This window comes from Janthinobacterium sp. FW305-129 (assembly GCF_020858115.1).
Classification (GTDB): Bacteria; Pseudomonadota; Gammaproteobacteria; order Burkholderiales; family Burkholderiaceae_D; genus Janthinobacterium.
This window is the reverse complement of record NZ_JACYMM010000001.1, coordinates 573,657-592,510: the sequence shown is the minus strand read 5'-3', so window position 1 is coordinate 592,510 and position 18,854 is coordinate 573,657. Positions and strand designations below refer to the sequence as shown.

The following is an 18,854-nucleotide window of genomic DNA, read 5'->3' as shown; positions in this document are numbered from 1 at the left end:
TCTTGATGAAGATTAATCTGCGATTTTTTGCCAGCGTGCGCGAGCTGGTGGGCACGGGCCAGGAAGCACTGGAAGTGGCCGGGCCGCTGACGGTGGGCGAGGTGCGAGCCCTGCTGATCGCCCGCGGCGGCAACTGGGAATATGCGCTGGCGCAGGGCCGCGCGCTGCGCATGGCGCATAATCAGGTGATGTGCGATGCCGATACCGCCATCGGCGAAGGCGACGAAGTGGCGTTCTTCCCGCCCGTGACGGGCGGCTGATCCCGCTTGCCAAATGAGACGGCCACTTCATCGAAGTGGCCGTTTTTTCATGAAGATCTGGTTTTCGGTTTGTCTGCGCTGCACGTGGCGCAGGCGATGGCCTTCTTGTAGCGCCAGTATTTCGAACCGATGAAGATGGCCGATGCCACCAGCGACCAGGCCAGCGCGCTGAGGATGTCGGCCTGGCTGGTGGTGCCCTTGCTGTACTCGACCACCGTCAGGATGATGAATAAGATCGAGCTGGCCAGCAAATAACGGGAAATCCAGAATCCTGCGCTCATGTGTTTCTCCTCTTGTCGTCGCGTTGTCGCGTGAAGTCAAAGTACCGATCGCTGCAGCATGTCCGCGCAGTATGCATCATTTTTCGGCATTCTTGCCATCCGCTGGCCTTATCTCGACTAAAATGCCGGGGTTTTCACCGTCTTCCAGCATGCCATGACCCATTCCAGCTTTCCTCCATTTCACATCGCCGTCATCGGCGGCGGCCCCGCCGGCCTGATGGCCGCCCAGGCGGCCAGCGAGCAGGGAGCCAGGGTGGAGCTGTTCGACGCCATGCCGTCCGTCGGCCGCAAATTCCTGCTGGCGGGGCGGGGCGGCATGAATATCACGCATGCGGAAGGCTACCAGGCTTTCGTCTCGCGCTACGGCCGGCAGGCGCACAGCGTGAAACCGGCGCTGGACCAGTTCGGCCCGCAAAAGGTGCGCGACTGGGTGCACGGCCTGGGCGTCGACACCTTCGTCGGTTCCTCGAACCGCGTCTTCCCGACCGATATGAAGGCGGCGCCGTTGCTGCGCGCCTGGCTGCACCGCCTGCGCGAAGCGGGCGTGCAATTTCACATGCGCCACCGCTGGACGGGCTGGCAGGACGGCCAGCTGGCGTTTGCCACACCGGACGGCGAACGCCTGTGCCGCTTTGACGCCGTAATCCTGGCCCTGGGCGGCGGCAGCTGGGCGCGCCTCGGTTCCGATGGCGCCTGGGTGCCGCTGCTGCAAGGGCAGGGCGTGGCCGTGGCACCTTTGGCGCCGGCCAATTGCGGCTTCGACGTGGACTGGAGCGCGCATTTCAGCAGCCGCCATGCGGGCGAACCGCTGACGACCGTGGCCATTTCGGCGCGCGACATCGACGACTGCATGATCAAGCGCCAGGGCCAGTTCGTCATCACGGCGGGCGGCGTCGAGGGCAGCCTGATCTATGCCTTGTCGGCCGCCTTGCGCGAGCAGATCGCGCGTGACGGCCACGCCACCATCTGGCTGGACCTGGCGCCCGACCACAGCCATGAACGCGTGTTCGCGGAAGTGACGCGCCCGCGCGGCGCCCGCTCCATGTCCAGCCACCTGAATAGCCGGCTGGGAATAAAAGGCGTGAAATCGGGCCTGCTGCGCGAATGCCTGAGCGCCGCCGACTTTGCCGACGAGGCCAGACTGGCGGCCGCCATCAAGCTGCTGCCCGTCACGCTCAAGCGCCCGCGTCCCATCGATGAAGCCATCAGCAGCGCCGGCGGCGTGGATTTCGATGGCATCGACGGCAGCATGCTGCGCGCCATGCCGGGCGTGTTCGTGGCCGGTGAAATGCTGGACTGGGAAGCGCCGACGGGCGGCTACCTGCTGACGGCCTGCCTGGCGCAAGGCAAGGCGGCCGGCGAGCAGGCGGTCAGTTGGCTTGAGGCCCGCTCCGCCTGATCCCATCACCGGGCGCCCGCGCGCTGCTGCGGGCGCCTGCGCTGTCCTCTCTCCCCATCATTTTGTTGACAATAAACAATGCCCTGCGCTAGTATCGTTTCTCGCTATATCGATCTACGATATAGCGAGAAACGATATGGAGGCAGCATGGACAATATCAATTTTTCGCACTACCTGCCGCTATCCGAGGCCACGTTTTACGTGCTCGCTTGCCTGCATGAACCCATGCATGGCTACGCCATCATGCAAAAGGTGGACATGCTCAGCGAAGGCAGTGTCAGCATCGGTCCCGGCACCTTGTATGGCGCTTTTGCCACGCTGGAAAAGCAGGGCCTGATCGTCAAGCTGCGGGAAGAGGAGCGGCGAAAAATCTATGGCATGACGGAGCTGGGGCGCGGGGTCTTGAGCGAGCAGGTGCGGCGCCTGGACATCATGGCAGCCACGGGGAAAAAAACATTGTCACTTCTACAGGGGAATGCGGCATGAGCAAGCAACTGGTCAAGAAATTCAAATGGTGGTGGGTGTGGCAAGACGGGATGCATGAGCGCTGGCTGCAAGAGCAGGCGCGCCAGGGATTGCACTTGCATGCCAGCGATCCCCTCGGCATTCGCATGACGTTCGAGCGCGGTGCACCAGCGGACATGGCATATCGCTGGGACTTTCCGGGCGTAAAGGCGGATCCTGTCTATACGCAATTATTTGTCGATGGAGGCTGGGAACGCGTGGTGGATGTGGGGGGATGGCGTTGCTGGCGCAAACCTGTGGTGGATGGAAAAATTCCCGAAATTTTCACGGATGTGCCATCGAAGGTGCGGAAATACCAGCGCAGCCTGGTCCTCTTGCTGGTAAGCGGATTGCCATTCTTTCTGGTGGTCGTTGCGCCAGCATCACGCCATGTCTTGTTGGCGGAGCCCCGGGTGAGTGCTGTCACTGGCGCTGGCCTGTTAATGCTCGTCTACGCCATTGGCAAACTCATGCAGCGTGTGCGTCAGTTGCGGCGGGGCGCGGCGCAGTAGGGGCCAGGCTGGGGGGCGGCCCGCTCAATGCCAGATGATGTCTCCTGAGCCACTCTTTTGCGTCTCGCGCTGGCGCGGGTTGCCGTGCACGTGGATGTCGCCGCTGCCGCGCAAGGTCAGGTTGCTGGCGTCGCGCACGAAGACGGTGCTCTCGCCCGAGCCTTGCAGGCTGACGCTGGCCTTGTCTGCCGCCAGGTGTTCGGCATCGATGTCGCCAGAGCCGCTCAGGTCGGCACGCAGGAATTTCGTGTTGCCGCTGGCGGCGATGCGTCCGGAACCCACCATTTCCAGCACCACGCTGTCGCTGTTGCCGGCATTGATGTCGAGGTCGCCACTGCCGTTGACGGTCGCTTGCACCTGCTTGTAGCGTCCCGTAAAACTGACGTCGCCCGAGCCCGTCAATTCCAGTATAAAGCTGTCGCCGGAAAAGCCCGTGATCCTGCTGTCGCCATTGCCGTGCACTTCCAGCCGCGCGAGGGCTGGCAGCACCAGTTCCACCTGAAGCGGCTGGCGATGGTGGAACAGCATGCCTTTCGGGCCGATATGCAGGGTCGTGCCATCGGCCGTCGTGTCGACGTTCGACAGCAGACGCTGCTCGCCGCTCACTTTCAGCGACGGCGTGGCGCCGCGGCGCAGCACCAGGTCGATGGGGCCGGCCAGGTCGATGCTGGTGATGTCGGCGGAAATGGGGCGCGTTTCGCTGCGCACGGCGCGGCCGGCAGCACTGCTGGGATTGCTGATCCCCTTGGCGCGCAGCGCCGCATACGACATGGCGATCAGGACCAGGGCCAGCAGGAGCATGGACAGGCCGACTTTGAGTAAGCGTTTCATGGCAGCCTTTCTAGTGACCTTTGAGGAGGGAGACATTCATGGCGATGTAGCGCTTGACGCCGATCAAGGTATAGCGCGTTACCACCAGACTGAGCAAGAAGATGGCGATGCCGCCGAGCAGCATGCCCACGCCGAAGACGGTTTGCGTGGTGCGCGCATCGCGGTCCATGTCGGTGGAGATGCGGATGCCGCCACCGGCCAGCGCTTCGGCCCGCTCCATCACGCGCGAGGAAGTGCTCGGCGCCTCGGGTTCGGTTTTGACGGGGCCGGGCAGGTGGTCGACTTCGATGCCCGTGTCGCCGATGGTGATGCGCGTTTCGCGCCGCTCGCCCCCATCGCCGCCATCGTCGTCATGGATGAAGACGTGGCGCAGGGGGCCGTCGAGCACCAGTTCGTTGGCGCCGGACAAGCCGCTGGCCGTGATGGCGATGCCGGCCAGGTAAAAGCTCAGGCCGACCGCATACAGGGTGGCCAGCAGAGCCGCGTAGACGGCGGCAGGCACGACCATGAACAGGTTGAAGATGGCCAGGCCCACCAGCGAGACGAGCAGGCGCAGCAGGTTGACGGGGGTTTTCTTTTGTTCGAAAGCCTGGCGGTGGGTGCTGCTGCGCAAGGTGAGGGCGATTTTTTTCGGGTCGCCCAGATCCTCGGCGATCTCGTGCTCGCTGCGGCCGGCCGCCGCGCCTTCGATGAAGGTCTGTTCGTAGTAATCGAGCGTCTTGGCCACCAGGTCCGGCGGCAAGCCCGCCAGCGCGCGCCGCAGCGCCTCGAGATAATCTTGCTTGTTCATCATATTCTTCCTGTTCCTGCGCGCCGCTTAGCCCAGCGCCGGCAGCAGCATGCTTGCCTGGCTCAGCATCAATGGCGCTTGTGGCGCCTGTTGTCCGTGAATGACGGCCAGGGTGGCCAGCACCACACCCGCCAGCAGCGCCAGGGCTTTCAAGCTGTTTTTCAAGTGCAAGGTGGTGTGCATGGTATTCCTCTGTGGCATGGCCGTTGTCGATGATCGGACTGTACCCAAGCGCACGTGAACGCACCAGCACGGTGCGACAGAATGCAATTTCGCGGGGACCAGCGACACCAGGGGAGGATGCACCGTCAAGTCTGTTTTGCCGCCTTGGCCGTGGTGACGGCCCTGGCGGCCGCCACGCCGCTGCGCACGGCTGCCTCGATGGTGGCCGGATAGTCTTGCGTCCGGTCCTCATTGGCCGTGTAGTCGCCGGCCAGCAGCAGGCCCGGCATGCCGCTGGCATTGCCGGGGCGCAGCAAATCCGGCGTGCAGGCAAAGGTGGCGCGCTTTTCCGTGATCAACTGGGTCCAGACGGGTTGCGCCAATTCAGGGCGCTGCAGCACCTGCGCCAGCTGCGCGGCAATCGCCTGCGCCAGCGGCCCGTGGCCTTGCTCGGCGGCAGGACCGGAGGCGCTGATGACGACGGCCAGCAAGCCTGCCTGCTTGCTGTCGAGCTGGCCCCGGTCGAAGACGAACTGGCCCCAGTGCTGTTGCTCCGGCGCATCGACGAGCGCGTAAAACGGCAAGTCCAGGCGCACGCCGGTGTCGTATTGCAGATAGCAGGTGCTGATGGCTTCCGGCGTGAAAGCCTGCATGCGGGCAATGGCATCGGCCAGGCGCGCGTCCTGCACGGCATGCAGCAGGCTGGCGGCCTGCACGGACGAGGTGGCCACGATGACGCCATCATAGCTGTCGGTCTCATCGAGTTGCCAGCGGCCATCGGGCAAGGCGTGCAGGGATGCCACCTTGGCGCCCGTGCGGAATTCTCCGCCATGCCGTTCCACATAGCGAGCGGCCGCGTCGGGCAGCAGGGCGGAGAGATCCGCCTTCGGGATCAGCATGTCCGAGGCGCGCCGGCGCGATGCCCCCAGGCTGTCGCGCAGCACGTTGATGAAGACGCGGGCCGAGGCCCGCTCGGGCGGCGTGTTCAGTGCGGCCAGGCACAGCGGGTGCCACATCAGCCGGTTCAAGGTATCCGTCTGGTCGAAGCGCTGCAGCAATTCGGTTACCGTGCAATCGTGGTACAGCTGCCAGCCCATCCATCGCATGGCCGTGGAAAATCGCATCAGGGCCAGCTTGTCGGCGCGTAATAGTCCTTTGGCGCGCAGCAGGGCCCAGGCTAGGTGCAGCGGCGCGGGCAGGCGCGGCGCGATGAAATCCATGCCACCGGAGTTCACCGGATAGCGCATCTGCAGGGGCACGGTGAGGATCAGTTCGGCAGGGTCTTGGCCCGCGAGCTTGATCAGGCGCAAGGTTTCCGTGTACGCGCCCAGCAAGATGTGCTGGCCGTTGTCGAGCACAGTATTTTCCCGTTCGACACGGCGCGCGCGGCCGCCCAGGGTGCGCGCCGCTTCGAAGACGCTCACCGAGTGGCCGGCGCGCGCCAGTTCCATGGCCGCCGCGCAGCCGGCCCAGCCGGCGCCGATGACGGCGTAGCGTTGCTTCACGCGAATATCAGCCACGGACCCAGGTCTTCCACGCCAGCCACAGTTTGCGGATCGGCGTGAGCGAGATGCGCTGCTTCAGCACGTGGTAGCCGTCGCGCTCGACTTCATTGAGCAGGGTGCGGTAGATGGCGGCCATGATCAGGCCCGGGCGCTGGGCGCGGCGGTCTTCGGCCGGCAGCAGGGCGAACGCTTCGTCATACGCCTTTTGCGCGCGCGCCACCTGAAAGCGCATGAGGTTTTCAAAGTTTTCGCTGTGGCGCGCGTTCAGCAAATCGGCTGCCGTCACGTTAAATTGCTGCAATTCGCTGATCGGCAGGTAGATGCGCCCCTTGCGCGCATCTTCGCCCACGTCGCGGATGATGTTGGTCAGCTGGAAGGCATGGCCCAGCTTTTCCGCGTACAGCAGGGTTTCCGGGCGGGTCGCGCCAAAGATGCTGGCCGACAAGATGCCCACCACGCTGGCCACATGCCAGCAATAGCGGCTCATGGCCTGGTAATCGAGGTAGCGGGTCTGGTTCAAGTCCATTTCCATGCCGTCGATGATGGCCTGCAAATGTTTTTCTTCCAGTTTATAAATGTCGAGGTGCGGCTGCAGCGCGCGCATCACGGGATGCGTGGGGTTGCCCTCGTACATGGCCTTGACTTCCTTGCGCCACCACACCAGCTTGGTGCGTGCCACGGCTTCGTCCGTGCATTCGTCGACCGTGTCATCGACTTCGCGGCAAAACGCATACAGGGCCGTGATGGCCTTGCGGCGTTCGGCCGGCAGGAACAGAAAGCTGTAGTAGAAGCTGGAGCCGCTCTGGGCGGCCTTTTGTTGGCAGTATTCGTCGGGAGACATAGTCAAAAGAGCAAGGGTTGCAGATCGAAGCCGCTATTCTATCGTCTTACAGAGTGGGCGACGGGGGAAAAGCCGTTTTTACTTGCGTCTCTTGACGCAGGCTTTTGCGGGACATGCGCAGGGCGCGCCAGAAAATGATCAGCCAGTCGCGTTTTTCCAGCTTGGGACGGCGCCGGAACACGTCGTAATTGACGGCTTCGATGGCTTCCAGGATGCGCAAGCCCCCTTGCACCACCAAACGCAGTTCCCAGCCGATGCGTCCCCGCAAACGCAGGGCCAGCGGCGCGCCGGACAGCATCAGGGCGCGCGTGCGGGCCACTTCGAAGCGCATCAGGGCGCTCCACTTGCCGTGCGCCTCGGGCCGCTCGAAGGCGGCGGCGGAGACGGCAAAGCGGCTCAGGTCTTCCATCGGCAGGTAGATGCGTTCCTTTTGCTGGTCGATGGCGACGTCTTGCAAGAAATTAATTAATTGCAAGGCTGAGCATATCGCATCGGAATCGCGTACATTCTGTTCATCGGCCGCGCCGTACAGGTGCAGCATCAGCAGTCCCACGGGGTTGGCGGAGCGGGCGCAGTAATCGAGCACGTCGTCATAGCTGGCGTAGCGCGTCGTTTCGACATCCTGTTTGAAGGCCGACAACAGATCGTGGAAGGGCTTCAGCGGCAACTGGAACCGGGCGATGACGGCGGCCAGGCGTTCGAACATGACGGCGTTCTCGCCGGCATGGCCTTCCTCGCGGGCGATGCGGCCCAGCGCCTCTTCGTAGGCGTGCAAGGCGGCAAGGCGTTCGGCCGGCGTGGCGTCGCCTTCATCGGCCAGATCGTCGGCGCTGCGGGCGAAGGCATAGATGGCTTCGACGGCGGGCACCAGGCGGCGCGGCAGTAAAAATGATGCTACAGGAAAATTTTCGTAATGGTCTACAGGCATTGAACACGCTTCTTTAGTCTTGCAGTTTTTTAATCTCGAGATTAATGACGCAAAAGTCACTAAAAACTTTTACGCACGATTATAATTAATAACCAGAAAGTCATTAGCGGGAAATCGTTCCCCGCCATGACCAAGCTGATATTGTCACAAATTTAAGGATATCGCGTGCGAAAAAGTTTGGCTTGGCCCAAAGGGCAAGCAAAAAGTTTCTCCGCATAAAAATATTACAGCCCGCATAGTAAAGGAAAATACCTTGTTTGCCCTGAAAACCCTGCGCCGCGAGACCGGCGCACCCGCACTGCCCGCCCTGCGGCTGATTGCCGCCGCCGCCCTGGCGCTGACCCTGGCGGCCTGTTCCAAGCCTGCCGTCAAAGTGGAAGACGTGCGCCCCGTGCGCGCGATTGTGTTGTCTAGCAGTAATGTCGACGTGAGTGCCGAGCTGGCGGGCGAGGTCGTGCCCCGCGTCGTGTCGCAGCTGGGTTTCCGCGTGGGCGGCAAGATCGTCGCGCGCAAGGTGGACGTGGGCGCCAGCGTGACGAAGGGGCAAGTGCTGATGCAGCTCGATCCCGCCGACTTGCAGCTGTCGCAGGCGCAGGCCAAGGCGTCGCTGGTGAGCGCGGAAACGAGCCGCGACCTGGCCCGCGCGGAACTGAAGCGCTACCAGGATTTGCGCGAGAAGAATTTCGTCAGCCAGGCCGTGCTCGATGGCAAGGATGCCACCTACAAGGCGGCGCAGGCGAACGTGGAAGCGGCGCAAGCCCTGTACCGTGGCCAGGCCAACCAGTCCGGCTATGCCAGCTTGGTGGCTGACGTCGATGGCGTCGTCACGCGCATCGAGGCCGAAGTGGGGCAGGTGGTGGCGCCAGGCGCGCCCGTGGTGCAGGTGGCCAAGAGCGGCGAGAAGGAAATCGTGATCGGCATTCCCGAAGACAAGGTCGAGACCTTGCGCAAGGTCAAGGATGTCACCGTGCGCCTGTGGGCCGATCCGAAGCAGGGCTTGCCGGGCAAGATACGCGAAGTGTCGCCCGTGGCCGATGCCGCCACGCGCACCTACCTGGCCAAGGTCAGCATCCCGGACGCGCCGCAGGCACGCCTGGGCATGACGGCCGTGGTGCAGTTCGCCTCGCAAACGGCCACGCCGCAGATCAAGGTGCCGCTGACGGCCCTGTTCAACGAAAAATCGCAAAGCTCCGTGTGGGTGGTGGAAAACGGCGTCGTGAAGCTCGTGCCGGTGACGGTGGGCGGCGTGGCGGGCAATGAACTGCTGCTGACCTCGGGCGTGAAAGCGGGCCAGACCGTGGTCACGGCCGGCGTCAACCTGCTCAAGCCTGGCCAGAAAGTGACCATCCTCGGCGCCGGACTGGCCAGCAAGCCCGATGTCGCCGCTGCCGCCGTCAGCGTGGGTGCAGCCAAATGAAGGGCGGCTTCAATCTGTCGCGCTGGGCCCTCGAACACATCCCGCTGACGCGCTACCTGATGGCCGTGCTGCTGATCGGCGGCATGCTCAGCTATGCCAGCCTGGGCCAGGATGAAGATCCCCCGTTCACCTTCCGCGCCATGGTGCTGCAAGCCTACTGGCCAGGCGCCACGGCCTTGCAGATGGCCGAGCAGGTGACGGACAAGCTGGAAAAGAAGCTGCAGGAAACGCCGTACATCGACGAAATCACCAGTTATTCGAAGCCCGGCGAAACCTTGATCCTGCTGGAGCTGCGCGAATCGGCGCCGCCCAAGGAAACAGCCGCCGCCTGGTATCAGGTGCGCAAGAAGATCGGCGACATCAAGGGTACCTTGCCGGCCGGCGTCGTGGGCCCGTTCTTCAATGACGAGTTCGGCGACACCTACGGTTCCATCTTCGCCCTGTCCGGCGACGGTTTTACCTACGCGGAAATGAAGGATTACGCGGACAAGGTGCGCCAGGAATTACTTTCTGTTGGGCAGGTATCGAAGGTGGAACTGTTCGGCGTGCAAGATGAAAAGATCAATATCATCTTTTCGCACAAGAAATTCGCCCAGTTGGGCATTCCTTTCGATGCCATCGTGCAGCAATTGTCCGAGCAAAACAGCATCAACGCCACGGGCGTGCTGGTGACGCCGACGGACAACCTGCAGGTGCGCGTGACGGGCGCCATGCTTACCGTCAAGGACCTGGAAAACCTGGAATTGCGCGCCAACGGCACCACTTTCCGCCTCGGCGACTTTGCCACCGTGAAACGTGAATTCGTCGATCCGCCGAAGGACAAGATGCGCTTCAACGGCAAGGAAGTGATCGGCCTGGGCGTATCGATGGAAAAGGGCGGCAACATCATCGACATGGGCAAGGCCTTGCAGGCAACGGTGACGCGAATGAAGAGCGAATTGCCGGTCGGCATAGAGCTGCAGCGCGTGTCGAACCAGCCGGAAGCCGTGTCCGCGTCCGTGGGCGAGTTCGTGCATACCCTGATCGAAGCCATCCTGATCGTGCTGGCCGTCAGCTTTGTCGCGCTGGGCTTGCACACGAAGCCGCTGCGCATCGACGTGCGTCCCGGCCTCGTGGTGGCCCTGACCATCCCGCTGGTGCTGGCCGTCACCTTCCTGTGCATGCGCCTGCTTGACATCGACTTGCACAAGATTTCGCTCGGCGCCCTGATCATCGCGCTGGGCTTGCTGGTCGATGACGCCATCATCGCCGTCGAGATGATGGTGCGCAAGATGGAAGAGGGCTTCTCGCGCTTCGACGCGGCCACGTTCGCCTATACCTCGACGGCCATGCCCATGTTGACGGGCACCCTGATCACGGTGGCGGGCTTCCTGCCCATCGGCCTGGCCAAGTCGGCCGCCGGCGAATACACGTTTTCCCTGTTCTCCGTCAATGCGCTGGCCCTGATCATTTCGTGGGTGGTGGCCGTCGTCTTCACGCCCTACATCGGCTACGTCTTGCTGAAAGTCAAACCGCACGCGCATAACGACCATGAATTGTTCGATACGCCGAACTTCCGCCGCTTCCGCCGCACCGTGGCCTGGTGCGTGGAATGGCGCAAGACGACGATTGCCGCCACCCTGGCCATCTTTGCGCTCGGTATCTATGGCTTCAACTTTATTGAAAAGCAATTCTTTCCCGATTCCAGCCGTCCGGAACTGATGGTGGAACTGTGGTCGCCCGAAGGCACGACGTTCGCCGCGAATGAAAAGCAGGTGAAGAAATTCGAAGCTTTTGTGGGCAAGCTCGACGGCGTGGAAAGCGTGACCAGCTACGTGGGCACGGGCAGTCCCCGTTTCTACCTGCCGCTGGACCAGATCTTTCCGCAGACCAACGTGTCGCAAGTGGTGATCCTGCCGAAGAGCCTGGCGGACCGCGAGCAGCTGCGCCAGAAGATCATCGACGTTTTCAAGAAGGATTTCCCGGAAGTGCGGGGCAGGGTAAAACTGTTGCCGAACGGACCACCGGTGCCGTATCCCGTGCAATTTCGCGTCACGGGGCCGGAAGTGGCGGGTGTGCGCGCCATTGCCGACCAGGTCAAGGATATCCTGCGGGCCAATCCGAACACCGTGGGCGTCAATGACAACTGGAATGAATCGGTGAAAGTGCTGCGCCTGGACCTGGACCAGGACAAGATGCGCGCGCTGGGCGTCACCTCGAAAACGGTGATGCAGGCGGCCAATACGATACTGTCGGGCACCGTCATCGGCCAGTTCCGCGAAGACAACAAGCTGATCGATATCCAGGTGCGCCAGCCGCTGGAGGAGCGGGCGACGATTTCCGTGCTGAACGACACGAATATCCCGACGGCAACGGGCAAGTCCGTGCCCATCTCGCAGCTGGCCCGCGTGCATTTTGTGTGGGAGCCGGGCGTCGTCTGGCGCGACAAGCGCGAATGGGCCATTACCGTGCAGTCGGACGTGGTCGACGGCATCCAGGGCGCTACCGTATCGACGCAACTGGCGCCGCAACTCGACGCCTTGCGGGCCAAAATGCCGGACGGCTACCGCATCACCGTGAAAGGCGTGGCGGCCGACAGCGGCGAGGCGGAAGCGTCGATCGCGGCGAACTTGCCGCTGGCCATCTTCATCATCTTCACCTTGCTGATGCTGCAGCTGCACAGTTTCTCGCGTTCGCTGCTGGTGTTCCTGACGGGGCCGCTGGGCGTGGCGGGCGCCGCGTTTGCCTTGCTGCTGCTGCACCGTCCGCTGGGCTTCGTGGCCAACCTGGGCGTCATCGCGCTGTTCGGCATGATCATCCGCAATTCCGTGATCCTCGTCGACCAGATCGAGCAAGACATCAAGGATGGCTCCACGCCGTGGGACGCCATCATCGACTCGGCCGTGCGCCGCTGCCGCCCCATCGTGCTGACGGCGGCTGCCGCCGCGCTGGCCATGATCCCGCTGTCGCGTTCGGTCTTCTGGGGCCCGATGGCCGTCGCCATCATGGGCGGCCTGATCCTGGCGACGGCCCTGACACTGCTGTTCCTGCCGGCCCTGTATGCGGCCTGGTTCAGGGTCAGGAAGCCGGAGCCGGTGACTGCAAAAGAAGGCTAGGAGCCAGCGCCAAGGTGCAGTCATAAAAAAGGCGGCATTCCTCTGGGAAATCCAGTAGAATGCCGCCTTTGCTTTACCGAGCGCTTGCTCCGGGCTTGCTCAATGAGTCCGCGGTAGCCAGATCGCTCCCGAGTTGTTAAAATCAGGGGCGGCAGCCTGTGGCAAGTAGCACAAAGTAGTACAAAATGCGGATGTGGTGGAATTGGTAGACACGCTGGTCTTAGAAGCCAGTGCTTCGGCTTGGGAGTTCGAGTCTCCCCATCCGCACCAATCCGGGTTGTTCCAGCCCGGAAGTGCAGCACCATCAAAATTTTCCCTGAACTAATTTCATCAGCCCAGTGCGCCGAGTGCGCCCAGTTGCCGGCTTGACTGTTGCACCATCTGCGCAATCAGTGCCTGCGCCTGCGGGTAGCCGCTTCTTTCCATTAATTTATCATCTTCAGTCAGCGGCCAAAGTGCCTGCAAGACGCGCTGGCGCGCCTGCGGCCAGTCGTGCTCCTGCGCCGGGGGCGCTGGCGGCAGTTCCCGATCCAGCATGTGCAGCGCCTGCCGCGTCATCGCCAGCTCTTGCTGCGCCAGCGCGGCCAGCGCGTCGCTGCGCGGTGGCGGCTGCTGCAGGAGAAACGTGTCGAGCTTGCGGCTCTGGCGTTCGTACAGGTCGAGCAGCAGGTGCAGGGTGGCGCCGGCAGGCCGCCGTTGCGTGTCGAGCGCATCGAGTACGTCCAGCAGCCAGCGCGTCATCTGGCGTCCGGCCAGTCCCAGCTCCGGCCAGGTCGTGCTGTGCAATTGTTCGCCCAGGTAGCGGGCGCGGTCGATGGCGCGCCGGCTGCCGCTCATGTGCTGGCCGATGGGGCCGTACCGGGGCGCCAGCGTGGCTTCCTGCCGCTCGGCCTGCAGGCACAGCAAGGCCAGGTGGACGTACACGTGGAAGGCGGCCAGGGTGCGGTGGGCATCCCAATAGTGATTATTGTCGTCATCGGGCGCATTCCATAGCGAGCAGACCCTGGCGCCATCGTCGCGCGCATAGTCGGGGGCCAGCAGGCTATGGCCGTGGCGGAAGTCGTACAGCTTCTGGTGCAGCGATTCGTGCAGCAAGTGCTCGGCCAGCCACCAGGGATTGCCGGTCAGTTCCTGGTTCAGGAACACGCTGCCATTGACGCGGAATTGCGAGCTCGATGCCTTGCCGCGCCACGTGCCCAGCTTGGGAAACAGGGCGATCAATTGCACGTGAGACAGCGCGCTGGCCGTCAGACGGGGCAGCAGGGTTTCCAGCAGGTGCAGGCCGCGGCGCAGCAAAACCCGTTCCTGCGGCGTGGGCGTGGCCAGCGGCGCGCCATAGTTATCTTCCATTACGGCAAGAAAGGCGCGCGCATACGGCGTGCCTTCCTGCCAGGCATGCCATATATAAGTGTCGTCATAAGTATAAGTGTCGTCATAAGTGTCGTCATGATCGATGTCTGTGATCTGAGGCCCGCCCTCGTCGTGCAGCCGGGCCAAAGGCGGCAGATGGGCCACCAGCGGCCCGCCGGGCAAGCCCGCGCGCAAGTGCTCGCCCGCCGCCTGGAACAGCGCCGCGCATTGCGGCAGGGGCAAGCCGTAGTCGTCGCCCAGGTGCAACTGGCGCATGGCGTGCTGGACGGCGCAGCGCAGCACCGTGTCGCCCAGCAGCTGGCGCTGGCGCGCGGGCGGCGCCGCATCGAGCTGGCGAGCCAGGCTTTCCGCCTCGGGCAGGCTGCGGCCCAGCTTGTGCAGCCGGCGCCGGTAGGCGACGGCCAGCTGGTCGCGGATGTAGCCGCTGTCGCCAAAGGCACGGTGGGACGCCAGTGCCGTTTCCACGGCGCCCAGCATGCCGGTGTCCGCTGGCGCGGCGCCCAAGCTGTGAACGGGCTGCACGGCGCGGCCGGGTCAGGCGACGGTGGGATGGTCGTGGTCGTGGTGACCATCGCCCTTCATGCGCAATTCCATTTCATCGACTTCCGTCTGGATTTTTTGCAGGTCGTCATCCGTTACGCCGTCGAGCAGGCGGCTGAGGACCATTTGCAGCTTGGCTTTGGCGTTGCTGGAACCGCCGGGTGCGCTATCGCTCATGATGTTTTCTCCATTAAATGCACTTGGAGAGGGGCGAAGCGGCTTAGGTTTGCCTGAAAAATGGCCAAATTGAGGTAAATCAAAGGTTTTTTGGCCGAAATCTTCGCCAAGAGCGCATTTCTTTGTTTCGGACGGGGCGACAGTTCGCATATACTAATGAACGAAGCAGGCTGGAAAGCCTGTCTCTGGCGAAATAAAGAATGCCGGGGCAAGAGTAAAGACAGGGCCACCCAGGCTGTAGCGACTCGTTCGCCGCCGCTGGTATCCTCTGTGGCCGGGCTGCAAAGCCAGCCACTTTCCCGAAGTCCTTTGTTATAATGCCACGCTTTACCGAATGATGGCCGGCCCTGCATTTACTGAGAAGCGGGGCTGGACGCTCGGAGCCCTGTCGCAGTACTGGAAGCGGCGGATTGTTTGGTGCCTGGTGCGGGTTTTCCCTCAGCCGGGTAGACCAGGTCCATTGTCCTGCTTGCAGTGCTTTTACAGATGAATATGCGAGCGAGTGAAGCTGGACCCATGTCTTGCCGTCAGCGATGGCGCAAGGGGTCGGGTCTTCTTTTCTCGCACCAACAGTGTTTATTTTTTGGACGATTTTTTACATGGCAACTGCAGTCGAAACCTTGGGCAAACTCGAACGTCGTATCACGATCTCCTTCCCGCTGACGGACGTCCGCACGGAAGTTGAGAAGCGCCTGAAAGTGCAAGCCCGTACGGCTAAGGCACCGGGCTTCCGTCCGGGCAAAGTGCCGTTGAAAATGGTCGCAGCACAATACGGCTACCAAATTGAATCGGAAGTGCTGAATGACAAAGTCGGCCGCGCGTTCAACGACGCTGCCAACGAAAACAATCTGCGCGTGGCCGGTTTCCCGAACATCGTGCCGAAAGAAGAAGCAGCCGAAGGCCAGCTGGCTTTCGATGCAACGTTCGAAGTGTATCCGGAAGTCGCCATCGGCGACCTGACGGCCGTTGAAATCGAAACCGTGCAAGCCGACGTGTCGGAAGCCGAAATCGACAAGACCATCGATATCCTGCGCAAGCAGCGCGTGCACTTCCACACCAAGGGCGAAGCTGGCGAACACGGCGACGGCGGCGAGCCGATCGCTGCCAACGGCGACCGCGTGACCGTCGACTTCGTCGGCTCGATCGACGGCGTTGAATTCCCAGGCGGCAAAGCTGAAGGCTACGCTTTCGTGCTGGGCGAAGGCCGCATGCTGCCGGAATTCGAAGCAGCGACCCTGGGCCTGAAAGTGGGCGAGTCCAAGACTTTCCCATTGTCGTTCCCAGAGGACTACCACGGTAAAGACGTTGCCGGCAAAACCGCTTCGTTCACCATCACCCTGCAAAAGCTGGAATGGGCGCACCTGCCGGAAGTCGATGCCGAATTCGCAAAGTCCTTGGGCGTTGCCGATGGCGACCTGGCCAAAATGCGCGAAGACATCAAAGTCAACCTGCAGCGCGAAGTCGCTGGCCGCGTGAAAGCACGCAACAAGGAAGCCGTCATGGACGCGCTGATCAAAGTTGCTGAGCTGGAAGTGCCAAAAACGCTGATCGCTCAGGATTCCGAGCGTCTGGCCGAAATGACCCGCCAGGACATGGCGCAGCGCGGCATGAACGTCAAGGACGTGCCTTTCCCGGCAGAACTGTTCGCGGAAAAAGCCGAGCGTCGCGTACGCCTGGGCCTGATCCTGTCGCAGCTGGTGGGCGACAACAAGCTGCAGGCTACGCCTGAGCAAGTCAAGGCGCAAATCGAAGATTTCGCCCAAAGCTACGAAGATCCACGCGAAGTGCTGAAGTACTACTACAGCGACCGTCGTCGTCTGGGTGAGATCGAAGCCCTTGTATTGGAAGAAAACGTCGTCACTTACGTGTTGGGCCTGTCGAAAGTCACGACGAAAGCAGTTGCTTTCGACGAACTGATGGGAAGCAACGCACAAGCGTAAACCAGTTGGTATCCGGATGCCGCTCCCGGCCGCAAGGCCGGGGCGGCGCCCTCTAACTGCTTCACAAGGAAATGAAATGACAGGTATGAACCGTAATCCGGCGCTGGACACAGAGATGCTCGGCCTGGTGCCGATGGTGGTGGAACAAAGCGGTCGCGGCGAGCGCTCGTATGATATTTACTCGCGCCTGCTGAAGGAACGCTTGATTTTCATGGTCGGCCCGGTCAATGACCAGATGGCCAACCTGGTTGTCGCCCAGCTGCTGTTCCTGGAAAGCGAAAATCCGGAAAAGGAAATCTCGCTCTACATCAACTCGCCAGGTGGTTCGGTCTCGGCCGGCATGGCCATCTACGACACCATGCAGTTCATCAAGCCGGACGTCTCGACCCTGTGCACGGGCATGGCTGCCTCGATGGGCGCTTTCCTGCTGGCCGCTGGCGCCAAGGGCAAGCGTTTCTCGCTGCCGAACTCGCGCATCATGATTCACCAGCCGTCCGGTGGTTCGCAAGGCATGGCGTCCGATATCGAGATCCAGGCGAAGGAAATCCTTTACCTGCGCACCCGCTTGAACGGCATCATGGCCGAGCGCACGGGCCAGACGATCGAACAGATCGCCAAGGACACCGACCGCGACCGTTTCATGTCCGCCGACGAGGCCGTTGAGTATGGTTTGATCGACAAAGTGTTGACCAGCCGCGCTTGATGAGCCCCTACCGGTATTGCTAAGTACGTAAGTAAACGCCCGGGCGATCAAACGTTCGGGCGTTTCGCTTTTATTTCGGGTAGCATGGAGCTTGTGCACGTTGTTGACTTGCACCATGGGTAGCTGCCTTTCCGGCAACTACCGCACTCCGGCTTGCGATTTTGCAATATTGTTAATGCAGTTCCAACCAAAATGCCTTATGTCAGACAAAAAATCCTCTAGCGGCGAAAAATTACTGTATTGCTCGTTCTGCGGCAAAAGCCAGCACGAGGTGAAGAAACTCATCGCCGGCCCGTCCGTGTTCATTTGCGACGAGTGCATCGACCTGTGCAACGACATCATCCGTGATGAAACGTCGAGCATCGAGACGGTGACCGGTACCAAATCCGACCTGCCGACGCCGCAAGAAATTGCCGCCTTGCTCGATCAGTACGTGATCGGCCAGCAGACTGCCAAGCGCATCCTGTCGGTGGCGGTGTACAACCATTACAAGCGCCTCAAGCACCTGGGCAAGAAAGACGACATCGAACTGGCCAAGAGCAACATCTTGCTGGTCGGTCCTACCGGCTCGGGCAAGACCCTGCTGGCACAGACCCTGGCGCGCATGCTCAACGTGCCGTTCGTGATCGCCGACGCCACCACCCTGACCGAAGCCGGTTACGTGGGCGAAGACGTGGAAAACATCATCCAGAAGTTGCTGCAAAGCTGCAACTATGACGTCGAGAAAGCCCAGCGCGGCATCGTCTACATCGATGAAATCGACAAGATTTCGCGCAAGTCCGACAATCCGTCCATCACGCGCGACGTGTCGGGCGAGGGCGTGCAGCAAGCCTTGCTCAAGCTCATCGAAGGCACGATGGCTTCCGTGCCGCCACAAGGCGGCCGCAAGCACCCGAACCAGGATTTCGTGCAGATCGACACGACCAACATCATGTTCATCTGCGGCGGCGCCTTCGACGGCCTGTCGAAAGTGATCGCCAACCGTTCCGAAAAGAGCGGCATCGGCTTCTCGGCCACCGTGCGCAGCAAGTCGCAAAGCTCGGCCAGCGAACTGATGCTGCAAGCGGAACCGGAAGACCTGGTCAAGTTCGGCCTGATCCCGGAACTGGTGGGCCGTCTGCCCGTCATCGCCACCCTGGCGGAATTGACGGAAGAGGCGCTGATCCAGATCCTCGTCGAGCCGAAGAATGCGCTGATCAAGCAGTATTCGAAGCTGCTGGAGATGGAAGGCGCGGAACTGGAGATTCGTCCGGCCGCCCTGCATGCCATCGCCCGCAAGGCGCTGGCGCGCAAGACCGGTGCCCGTGGCCTGCGTTCCATCCTGGAACATGCTTTGCTGGACGTCATGTACGAACTGCCGAGCGAACAAAATGTGGTGAAGGTCGTCATCGACGAAAATACCATCACCAGTGGCGCCAAACCTTTATTGATTTATCAAGAGACTGCCAAGGCCTCCGGAGAAAATTGATTACTGCTGAGACAAATGCATAAAAAGGGTTTTGATTCCTTAAAGCATGGCAGTACAATTTAAATCAATGAGTGCAGGCTTCAATCGGAAAGCCACTCGCGGCGCTTAGCTGCGCGTGGCTTTTTTACTG

At 61.9% G+C, this 18,854-nt stretch carries 18 protein-coding genes and 1 tRNA gene; 10 read left to right on the top strand and 9 right to left on the bottom strand.

Translation table 11 applies throughout. The features are described 5' to 3' along the window. Window positions 1–5: 5 nt before the first annotated feature. Complete coding sequence (moaD, locus tag IGS61_RS02555) at window positions 6–260, top strand: molybdopterin converting factor subunit 1 (RefSeq protein WP_230538151.1); 255 nt, start codon at window positions 6–8, stop codon at window positions 258–260. 47 nt (window positions 261–307) lie between these two features. On the opposite strand, the gene IGS61_RS02550 is transcribed toward moaD, so the two are convergent. Continuing rightward, a complete protein-coding gene (locus IGS61_RS02550; RefSeq protein ID WP_230538150.1) occupies window positions 308–541 on the bottom strand; it encodes a hypothetical protein in 234 nt (77 codons plus the stop codon). Window positions 542–695: 154 nt separating this feature from the next. On the opposite strand from IGS61_RS02550, the gene IGS61_RS02545 reads away from it, so the two are divergent. The 3 genes from IGS61_RS02545 (at window position 696) to IGS61_RS02535 (ending at window position 2,956) form a co-directional block, all read left to right on the top strand. Continuing rightward, on the top strand, window positions 696–1,940 hold the full coding sequence (locus tag IGS61_RS02545) for a TIGR03862 family flavoprotein (protein WP_230538149.1): 1,245 nt from the start codon (window positions 696–698) through the stop codon (window positions 1,938–1,940). Window positions 1,941–2,087: 147 nt separating this feature from the next. Beyond that, on the top strand, window positions 2,088–2,426 hold the full coding sequence (locus IGS61_RS02540) for a PadR family transcriptional regulator (RefSeq protein WP_230538148.1): 339 nt from the start codon (window positions 2,088–2,090) through the stop codon (window positions 2,424–2,426). After that, complete coding sequence (locus IGS61_RS02535; protein ID WP_230538147.1) at window positions 2,423–2,956, top strand: DUF2812 domain-containing protein; 534 nt, start codon at window positions 2,423–2,425, stop codon at window positions 2,954–2,956. Before IGS61_RS02540 ends, IGS61_RS02535 begins: the two co-directional genes overlap by 4 nt. A 24-nt stretch (window positions 2,957–2,980) precedes the next feature. Here the strand turns inward: IGS61_RS02535 and IGS61_RS02530 are convergent, their stop codons facing one another. From IGS61_RS02530 to hpnC, 6 genes are all read right to left on the bottom strand, one after another. Beyond that, window positions 2,981–3,787, bottom strand: coding sequence for a head GIN domain-containing protein (locus tag IGS61_RS02530; protein WP_230538146.1), 807 nt, complete (start codon window positions 3,785–3,787; stop codon window positions 2,981–2,983). Between the two features lie 10 nt (window positions 3,788–3,797). Then, a complete protein-coding gene (locus tag IGS61_RS02525) occupies window positions 3,798–4,580 on the bottom strand; it encodes a DUF1700 domain-containing protein (protein WP_230538145.1) in 783 nt (260 codons plus the stop codon). 24 nt (window positions 4,581–4,604) lie between these two features. After that, entirely contained in the window at window positions 4,605–4,760 is a 156-nt protein-coding gene (locus IGS61_RS02520; protein WP_230538144.1) for a hypothetical protein, read from the bottom strand. Between the two features lie 125 nt (window positions 4,761–4,885). Further along, window positions 4,886–6,244, bottom strand: a complete 1,359-nt coding sequence (gene hpnE, locus IGS61_RS02515; RefSeq protein WP_230538143.1) for a hydroxysqualene dehydroxylase HpnE — start codon at window positions 6,242–6,244, stop codon at window positions 4,886–4,888. Between the two features lie 7 nt (window positions 6,245–6,251). Beyond that, the gene (gene hpnD, locus IGS61_RS02510) at window positions 6,252–7,085 is read right to left on the bottom strand and encodes a presqualene diphosphate synthase HpnD (protein WP_139092815.1); all 834 of its coding nucleotides are present in this window, start codon (window positions 7,083–7,085) and stop codon (window positions 6,252–6,254) included. Window positions 7,086–7,131: 46 nt separating this feature from the next. Beyond that, window positions 7,132–8,013 carry a squalene synthase HpnC gene (hpnC, locus tag IGS61_RS02505; protein WP_230538142.1) on the bottom strand — a complete coding sequence of 294 codons (882 nt, stop codon included), beginning with the start codon at window positions 8,011–8,013 and terminating at the stop codon, window positions 7,132–7,134. Between the two features lie 253 nt (window positions 8,014–8,266). On the opposite strand from hpnC, the gene IGS61_RS02500 reads away from it, so the two are divergent. The 3 genes from IGS61_RS02500 to IGS61_RS02490 all read left to right on the top strand — a co-directional run bounded on the left by IGS61_RS02500 (window position 8,267) and on the right by IGS61_RS02490 (window position 12,795). After that, on the top strand, window positions 8,267–9,430 hold the full coding sequence (locus IGS61_RS02500; protein WP_230538141.1) for an efflux RND transporter periplasmic adaptor subunit: 1,164 nt from the start codon (window positions 8,267–8,269) through the stop codon (window positions 9,428–9,430). Then, window positions 9,427–12,525 carry an efflux RND transporter permease subunit gene (locus tag IGS61_RS02495; protein WP_230538140.1) on the top strand — a complete coding sequence of 1,033 codons (3,099 nt, stop codon included), beginning with the start codon at window positions 9,427–9,429 and terminating at the stop codon, window positions 12,523–12,525. Before IGS61_RS02500 ends, IGS61_RS02495 begins: the two co-directional genes overlap by 4 nt. Before the next feature lie 187 nt (window positions 12,526–12,712). Then, window positions 12,713–12,795 (top strand) — tRNA-Leu (locus IGS61_RS02490). 60 nt (window positions 12,796–12,855) lie between these two features. Here IGS61_RS02490 and IGS61_RS02485 read toward each other — a convergent pair. Continuing rightward, entirely contained in the window at window positions 12,856–14,418 is a 1,563-nt protein-coding gene (locus IGS61_RS02485) for a hypothetical protein (RefSeq protein ID WP_230538139.1), read from the bottom strand. A gap of 12 nt (window positions 14,419–14,430) precedes the next feature. After that, the gene (locus IGS61_RS02480; RefSeq protein WP_230538138.1) at window positions 14,431–14,613 is read right to left on the bottom strand and encodes a hypothetical protein; all 183 of its coding nucleotides are present in this window, start codon (window positions 14,611–14,613) and stop codon (window positions 14,431–14,433) included. Between the two features lie 599 nt (window positions 14,614–15,212). Between IGS61_RS02480 and tig the strand changes: the two genes are divergently transcribed. The 3 genes from tig (at window position 15,213) to clpX (ending at window position 18,724) form a co-directional block, all read left to right on the top strand. Further along, window positions 15,213–16,553: a trigger factor gene (gene tig, locus IGS61_RS02475; protein ID WP_070256539.1), complete on the top strand. Its 1,341-nt coding sequence runs from the start codon at window positions 15,213–15,215 to the stop codon at window positions 16,551–16,553. Between the two features lie 85 nt (window positions 16,554–16,638). Next, complete coding sequence (gene clpP / locus IGS61_RS02470; RefSeq protein WP_369811567.1) at window positions 16,639–17,256, top strand: ATP-dependent Clp endopeptidase proteolytic subunit ClpP; 618 nt, start codon at window positions 16,639–16,641, stop codon at window positions 17,254–17,256. A 199-nt stretch (window positions 17,257–17,455) separates the two neighbouring features. Next, window positions 17,456–18,724 carry an ATP-dependent Clp protease ATP-binding subunit ClpX gene (clpX, locus tag IGS61_RS02465; protein WP_076568804.1) on the top strand — a complete coding sequence of 423 codons (1,269 nt, stop codon included), beginning with the start codon at window positions 17,456–17,458 and terminating at the stop codon, window positions 18,722–18,724. Window positions 18,725–18,854 lie beyond the last annotated feature (130 nt).